The sequence below is a fragment of the Mesorhizobium sp. M7A.F.Ca.CA.002.09.1.1 genome (assembly GCF_003998555.1).
Lineage (GTDB): Bacteria > Pseudomonadota > Alphaproteobacteria > Rhizobiales > Rhizobiaceae > Mesorhizobium > Mesorhizobium ciceri.
The window spans coordinates 1-7098 of the sequence record NZ_RZRR01000212.1 but is presented as its reverse complement, the minus strand read 5'-3'; the positions used below and the strand labels follow the sequence as shown (position 1 = coordinate 7098).

At 63.0% G+C, this 7098-nt stretch carries 7 protein-coding genes; 4 read left to right on the top strand and 3 right to left on the bottom strand.

Annotated elements, in window-relative coordinates; all coding sequences use genetic code 11:
* Together EN994_RS12005 and EN994_RS12000 are read right to left on the bottom strand one after the other, a co-directional pair.
* On the bottom strand, positions 1-1331 hold a 1331-nt coding region (locus EN994_RS12005), incomplete at its 3' end, for a malic enzyme-like NAD(P)-binding protein (protein WP_281060147.1).
* A 177-nt stretch (positions 1332-1508) separates the two neighbouring features.
* Entirely contained in the window at positions 1509-2288 is a 780-nt protein-coding gene (locus EN994_RS12000; protein ID WP_063167910.1) for an SDR family oxidoreductase, read from the bottom strand.
* A gap of 118 nt (positions 2289-2406) precedes the next feature.
* Here EN994_RS12000 and EN994_RS11995 point away from each other — a divergent pair, with 118 nt between their 5' ends.
* A complete protein-coding gene (locus EN994_RS11995; protein WP_082826451.1) occupies positions 2407-3222 on the top strand; it encodes a UDP-2,3-diacylglucosamine diphosphatase in 816 nt (271 codons plus the stop codon).
* A gap of 123 nt (positions 3223-3345) precedes the next feature.
* Positions 3346-4560 carry an MFS transporter gene (locus EN994_RS11990; RefSeq protein ID WP_063167911.1) on the top strand — a complete coding sequence of 405 codons (1215 nt, stop codon included), beginning with the start codon at positions 3346-3348 and terminating at the stop codon, positions 4558-4560.
* Here the strand turns inward: EN994_RS11990 and dgcA are convergent.
* Positions 4531-5514, bottom strand: coding sequence for an N-acetyl-D-Glu racemase DgcA (gene dgcA, locus EN994_RS11985; RefSeq protein WP_063167912.1), 984 nt, complete (start codon positions 5512-5514; stop codon positions 4531-4533). The two genes, EN994_RS11990 and dgcA, sit on opposite strands and share 30 nt — an antisense overlap.
* A gap of 76 nt (positions 5515-5590) precedes the next feature.
* On the opposite strand from dgcA, the gene EN994_RS11980 reads away from it, so the two are divergent.
* On the top strand, positions 5591-6778 hold the full coding sequence (locus tag EN994_RS11980; protein ID WP_063167913.1) for an ABC transporter permease: 1188 nt from the start codon (positions 5591-5593) through the stop codon (positions 6776-6778).
* Between the two features lies 1 nt (position 6779).
* On the top strand, positions 6780-7098 hold a 319-nt coding region (locus EN994_RS11975), incomplete at its 3' end, for an ATP-binding cassette domain-containing protein (protein ID WP_127307554.1).

The following is a 7098-nucleotide window of genomic DNA, read 5'->3' as shown; positions in this document are numbered from 1 at the left end:
GACGAGAACACCGGCTTCATCACCAGGCCGGAGCGGAAGACGAAGCGGTTCAGCTTGTCGATATAGGCGGCAAAGTCGGTGATCGGCCGCGTCGCGACGCCGGTGTCGCAGGCTGCCTTGGCGACCGCGGGCGCTATGCGCAGGATCAGCCGCGGATCGAAGGGCGAAGGGATCAGGAATTCAGGGCCGAAGATCGGCGTCTCGCCGGAATAGGCGCGGGCCGCGACGTCCGAAGGTTCCTCGCGTGCGAGCGCTGCGATTGCCCGCACCGCCGCCATCTTCATCTCCTCATTGATGGCGCTGGCGCCGCAGTCGAGCGCACCGCGAAAAATGTAAGGAAAACACAGTACGTTGTTGACCTGATTGGGAAAATCGGACCGGCCGGTGCAGATCATCGCATCCGGACGCGCTGCACGCGCTATTTCCGGCATGATCTCCGGATTGGGGTTGGCCAGCGCCAGGATCAGCGGCTTCGGCGCCATGTGCTGGAGCAGTTCCGGCTTCAGTACGCCTGCCGCCGACAGGCCGAGGAAGACGTCGGCGCCCGAAATGACGTCGGCCAGCGTGCGCGCCTCGGTGTCCTTCACATAGGGGTCTTTCCAACGATCCATCTCATCGGTGCGGCCCTTGTAGGCGACGCCGAAACGGTCGGTGACCCAGATGTTTTCGACCTTGGCGCCGAGCGAGACCAGCAGGTTGAGGCAGGCAAGGGCGGCAGCCCCGGCGCCGGAGGTGACGATCTTGATGTCCGATATGGTCTTGCCGGCGAACTCCAGCCCGTTGAGCACGGCGGCAGCGACGATGATGGCGGTGCCGTGCTGGTCGTCGTGGAACACCGGTATGCCCATGCGGGCCTTCAGCTGTTCCTCGACCTCGAAGCATTCCGGCGCCTTGATGTCCTCGAGATTGATGCCGCCGAAGGTCGGCTCGAGGGCCGAGATCGTCTCGACCATGCGCTCGATAGCGGGCGCGTCGATCTCTATGTCGAAGACATCGATGCCGGCGAACTTCTTGAACAGGACGGCCTTGCCTTCCATGACCGGTTTGGAGGCCAGCGGGCCGATATTGCCGAGGCCGAGCACGGCCGATCCGTTTGTGACGACACCGACCAGATTGGCGCGTGCGGTGTAGTCGGCGGCGGTCGCCGGATCGTCGCGGATTTCCAGGCAGGGGGCGGCGACGCCGGGGGAATAGGCGAGCGCGAGGTCGCGCTGATTGCCGAGCGGCTTGGTCGCCTGTATCTCGAGCTTTCCCGGCCTTGGGTGCTTGTGGAAGTAGAGGGCGGCTTCGTCGAGGTCCGAACGTGCCGTCTTTTTGCTCTCGCCTTCCATGCGGCCGCTCCCTCGAAATCTGCCTGGAGATTCCCTTTTAGCATGCAGCCGTGGTTTTTCGCGACGCTAATTGACGCGCCGGCGGCAATACCCGGCGGCGCGTAGAAAGTATTGAACAATCAAATACTTATAACGATTGTCTGACGGACGGATCCGACCGTTTCACGGATAAGTTGATCAAAAGGCGCTGACGTAAAGACCACCATCGACCGGTATGTTCTGCCCGGTCAGATAGCCGGCGTGGACCGAGCACAGGAAGGCGCAGATCTGGCCGAATTCCTCCGGCGTGCCGAGCCGCTTGGCCGGAACATCGGCGCTGATGCGGGTCTTGCGCGCGGCTGCGGCCTGAGGGCTTTCGACTGTGCCGGCCTCATGCGGGCCGCGCAGCCGGTCGGTGTCGAGCTTGCCCGGCAGAAGGCTGTTGATGGTGACGTTGCGGTCGACAACCGTTCTGGCCACGCCGGCAAGGAACGAGGTCAGGCCGGCACGCGCGCCGGACGACAGGTCGAGGCCGGGAATGGGCACATAGACCGACAGCGAGGTGATGTTGACGATGCGACCGAAGCCGCGCGCCGCCATGCCGTCCAGCACGGCCTGCACGAGCTCGATCGGAGTCACCATGTTCTGGGTAACGCCTTCGAGGATCTTTTCGCGATCGAGCGTGCGGAAGTCGCGAAGCGGCGGTCCGCCATTGTTGTTGACCAGGATGTCCGGCTCGGGGCAAGCCACGAGCAGCGCCTTCTGCACCTCCGGCTTCGAGACGTCGCCGACGACTTCCGTCACCGTGACGCCATAGCGCTCGCGCAACTCAGCGGCGGTTTTCGCCACCAGCTCGGCATTGCGTCCGTTGACGACGACGTCGCAGCCGGCTTCCGCCAGCGCCACGGCGCAACCGCGCCCAAGTCCCTTGCTCGAAGCGCAGACGATGGCCTTCTTTCCGCGGATACCAAGATCCATGACGATTTCTCCTGTGATTTGGCCGGCAAGCTAGTCCTTCGGCTGGACCAATCGCAACCGTCATACGATTGTTGCATGAATCGGGGCATAGGCTCGCGAAAGCAACGGTGAAATCGCGATGTCCGGCCAAGAGCCCCGCACTTTCCGCAGCATGTTCATTTCCGACGTCCATCTGGGCTCGAAGGCGGCCAAGGCCGAGTTCCTGATCGATTTCCTTCGATATCACGATGCCGATATCATCTATCTGGTGGGTGACATCGTTGATGGCTGGCGGCTGCGACGGAGCTGGCATTGGCCGCAAAGCCACAACGACGTCGTGCAGAAACTGCTGCGCAAAGCGCGCAAGGGCGCCAACATCACCTACATCGCCGGCAACCATGACGAGTTCGCCCGCCAGTTCCAGGGCGTGCATTTCGGCGGCATCGTCGTTGCCGATCGCGCCATCCACGAGACCGCCGACGGCAAGCGGCTGCTCGTCATCCATGGCGACCAGTTCGACACCGTGGTCCACAATGCGCGCTGGCTCGCCTATCTCGGTGACCACGCCTATGACGCGGCCATGCTGGTCAACCGCGTGGTGACGCGGCTGCGCCAGCTGCTCGGCCTGCCTTATTGGTCCTTTTCGTCTTGGGCCAAGCACAACGTCAAGAAGGCGGTGAACTTCATCGGCTCGTTCCAGACCATGCTTGCCGACGAGGCGCGCCGTTCGCATGTCGATGGCGTCATCTGCGGCCACATCCATCATGCCGTCATCGAAAATTTTGGCGATGTCCAGTACATCAACACCGGCGACTGGGTGGAAAGTTGTACGGCTGTGGTCGAGCATTTTGACGGCCGCATGGAAATCCTGACTTGGGCGCAGGTGCTGCCCGAGGTGCCGGACGAGCCCTTTATCCCGCTGCTCATCGAGGACCGGGTAGGGCAGGCGGCCTAGTCCGAAGTCCTTTCGGCTTCGGAATCAATCAATTAGTCCAACCGGTTTCGTCCGGTTTTCGTCCATGTTAAGGGATCGATACGCGTTGCCCTCCGGCCGAATACAGCGCGATTGGATCGATTCATGTCCCTGCCGCAGCTCTCGCCCGAACAACTCGTCAAGCCGCGCCATTTCGAACTGCGCATGAGCCTGATGTTCGCGACGCTTTTCGTGCCGCTCGGAACGCATTTGCCGTATTTTCCGTTGTGGCTGCAGGCCAAGGGTTTTCATGCCGAGCAGATCGCGGTCATTCTGGCGGCGCCGATGTTCCTGCGCGTGGTGACGACGCCGCTGCTGACCGCGCTGGCCGACCGTGCCAGGGACCGCGCCGATGTCTATGTCGCGCTGATGGCTGCGTCGCTGCTTTTGTCGGCAGGTTATTTCCTGACACCCACCTATGCGATGGTGCTGGCGGTCTCGCTGACGCTGACCATCGTCTGGACGCCGCATTCGCCGATCGCCGATTCGCTGGCTCTTTCGGGTGTCCGCCGCTTCGGTTCGAACTACACAAGCATGCGCAAATGGGGCTCGATTTCCTATTTGTTCGCCAATATCGCCGGCGGCTTCATTCTGTCGGTAACCGGTTCACAAGCCGTTCCGGTTATCATTCTGGTGGCGTTTGCCGCCGCCCTTGCCGCCGGCCTGCTGGCGCCGCGCCTTGGCCGTCCGCGGCGCGCCTCGCCGCTGTCGGCCACCGACATCCAGCATTCAGCGCCGAAGCTTCTCAACCCGTATTTCCTGTATTTTTCCACGGGCGTCGGCGTCATCACCGCCAGCCACGCATTCCTCTACGGTTTCGTCTCCATCTACTGGAAGTCGATCGGCCTCGGCGATTCGGTAGTCGGTCTCTTATGGGCTTGGGGCGTGGTGTCGGAAGTCTGCATGTTCATGATGTTCACCCGCTTTTTCGGCCGGTTCTCCGTCGTGTCGGTCATGGTGATGGCCGGAATCGGCTCCATCGTGCGCTGGATCGCCTTTCCGCTGGTCTGGCCGCTCGGCCTCGGCATTCCCGGCTTCTTCGCTGTCCAGTCGCTGCACTCGGTCTCGGTGGCGCTGGGGCTGATCGGGCTGCAGAAGATGATCGGCGAAACGATCTCCGAGGAGCGGACAGGTGCCGCGCAAGGCATTGCCTATTTCTCCAACGGCTTCTTCATGGCGGTGGTGACGCTGGCGTCCGGCCCGCTCTACGACCGTCTCGGTGTCGACGGCTTCTTTGCCATGATCCCGATTGCGTTGATCGGACTGGCGCTGATCGGCCTTGCTGCGCGCTCAGCCCCAGAGCGCCGTATCGGGCGGTGACACCAGCGATCCCTGGTAGACAAGGCCCGGTACCCGGTCGCGGGCAAGCAGCAGCGGACCGTCGAGGTCGACGAAATCGGCATGCTGGGCAAGCAGCACCGCTGGCGCCATCGCCAATGAGGTGCCGACCATGCAGCCGACCATCACGCCGAAACCGAGTTCGCGGGCGCGATCGCGCAGCACCAGTGCCGCCGTCAGGCCCCCCGACTTGTCGAGCTTGATGTTGACGGCATCGTAAAGACCGACAAGCGCTTCGAGATTCTTAGCCTCGTGCACGCTTTCATCGGCGCAGATCGGCACCGGATGGGCGATATGGCGCAGGATCTCGTCATGACCGGCCGGCAGCGGCTGTTCGATCAGCGCGATGCTTTGTTCGGCGGCAAAGGCGAGGTTCGCAACGATGTTGTCGTCGCTCCAGCCCTCATTGGCGTCGAGGATGATGCGGCTGTCTGGCGCTGCCTGCCTGACCGCCCGGATGCGGGCAATGTCGTTGTCGCCGCCGATCTTGACCTTGAGCAGCGGCCGCGCCGCATTGGCGCGGGCCTGCGCCGCCATCGCCTCCGGCTCGCCCAGCGACAGCGTGTAGGCGGTTTCGAGCGCCTGCAAGGGAACAGCACCTATCGCAACCGCCACCGATGTTCCGCTGAGCTTCGCCTCCAGATCCCATAGGGCGCAGTCTAAGGCGTTGCGGGCGGCTCCGGCCGGCATGGCATCGAGCAAGGCGCTGCGGCTGATGCCATCGGCGATCCGGCCGCGCATGGCGTCGATCGCCTCGCGCACGCCCTCAATCGTCTCGCCATAGCGCTTGTAGGGGACGCATTCGCCGCGGCCGAAATGGCCGCCGTCGCTGATCGTGCAGGAGATCACTTCGGCTTCGGTCTTGGAACCGCGCGAAATGGTGAAGGTTCCGGCGATGGGAAAACGCTCGGCCTCGACCGAAATGACACGCGCCATATTTTTCTGCTCCTGCTGTGCGACAAGCGTTGTCGGCAAATCGACAGGTCAGACCCGTCAGGCTAAACAGGACGCCATGTTGACCATCGGCAAGCGCGACGCAAGCGGCACGACCGCAGGGGAGGCTGACCACGAACCGCGCGTGGCGATCGGCGAGGAGGACGGCGTTCTTGGCTGCGCTTTCTCCGGAATCTGGACGACACGGACCGTTGCACTCGTCGACGCCGACATGCGCAAGATCGAAAAGCGAAGCGGCTTCAAAATCTTGGCGCTCGATGTTTCCAAGATCGAGAAGATGGACACTGCCGGCGCCTGGCTGATCGACCGGCTGGTCAGCGCCTTCGAGAAGAAGGGTGTCGAAATCCAGATGCAAGGCCAGAGCGAGATCGCTTCGATCCTGCTCGAAGCTGTCGGCGAGGCCGTGCGGCGCGAACCCGAATCCGGCCCGGTGCGACCGCCCAACATCGTCATTCGCGCGCTGGAGGCGGTTGGCCGCCGGGTCTACGAGATGCGCGACGATTTTCTGGCCTCGATGAACATCCTCGGCGCCACCATCCGTGGCGCGCAGATGAAGCTCGGCCGTGGCCATGCCGTCAACCCGGCGGCGATTTTCAACCAGATCGACCGTATGGGCGTCGGCGCCATTCCGGTGGTGGTGCTGATGTCGGCGATCGTCGGCGCCATCGTCGCCCAGCAGGGCGCCTATCAGCTCAGCTATTTCGGCGCCGATATCTTCGTCGTCGACCTCGTCGGCGTGCTGATCCTGCGCGAACTCGGCGTGCTGATGACGGCGATCATGATCGCCGGCCGCTCCGGCAGCGCGATCACCGCCGAGATCGGCTCGATGAAGATGCGCGAGGAGGTCGACGCGCTGAAGGTCATCGGGCTCAACCCGATCGGCGTCCTGGTCTTTCCGCGGCTCGTGGCGCTGGTCATCGCCTTGCCGTGCCTGACCATCATCGCCAATTTCGCCGCACTCGGCGGCGGCATCCTGGCTGCCTGGCTCTATTCCGACATCCCGCCCGCCGCCTTCATCGACCGGCTGCGCGTCGCCATCGATCTCAGCACCATCTTTGCGGGCCTGATCAAGGCGCCGTTCATGGCCATGATCATCGGCACGATTGCCTCGGTCGAAGGCATGAAGGTCGGCGGCAGCGCCGAATCGCTCGGCCAGCATGTTACCGCTTCGGTGGTGAAGTCGATCTTCGTCGTCATCATCCTCGACGGGCTTTTTGCCATGTTCTACGCAGCGATCGAGTTCTGAGATGAAGCTGCGAAACAGGAAAAGGGCGGGTGCATTGGCGGATGACGCGGGCGAGGGCGATATCGTGCTTTCCGCGCACGACATCAGCGTTTCCTTTGCCGACAAGCTTATCCTCGACAGACTGTCGCTCGACATAAGGCGCGGCGAAATCCTTGGATTTGTCGGCGCCTCGGGTGCTGGCAAATCCGTTCTGCTGCGCACCATTCTCGGCCTGACACGCAAGCAGTCGGGCACGATCAGGCTGTTCGGCGTCGATATCGAGAAGGCTGATGATGCCGAGCGTCTGCGCATCGACATGCGGGTTGGCGTGCTGTTCCAGC

Excerpts from the sequence above, each read along its gene's own strand:
- EN994_RS12000 (WP_063167910.1), bottom strand. The coding sequence starts at position 2,288 with ATGGATCTTGGTATCCGCGGAAAGAAGGCCATCGTCTGCGCTTCGAGC.
- EN994_RS11995 (WP_082826451.1), top strand. The coding sequence starts at position 2,407 with ATGTCCGGCCAAGAGCCCCGCACTTTCCGCAGCATGTTCATTTCCGAC.
- EN994_RS11990 (WP_063167911.1), top strand. The coding sequence starts at position 3,346 with ATGTCCCTGCCGCAGCTCTCGCCCGAACAACTCGTCAAGCCGCGCCAT.
- dgcA (WP_063167912.1), bottom strand. The coding sequence starts at position 5,514 with ATGGCGCGTGTCATTTCGGTCGAGGCCGAGCGTTTTCCCATCGCCGGA.
- EN994_RS11980 (WP_063167913.1), top strand. The coding sequence starts at position 5,591 with ATGTTGACCATCGGCAAGCGCGACGCAAGCGGCACGACCGCAGGGGAG.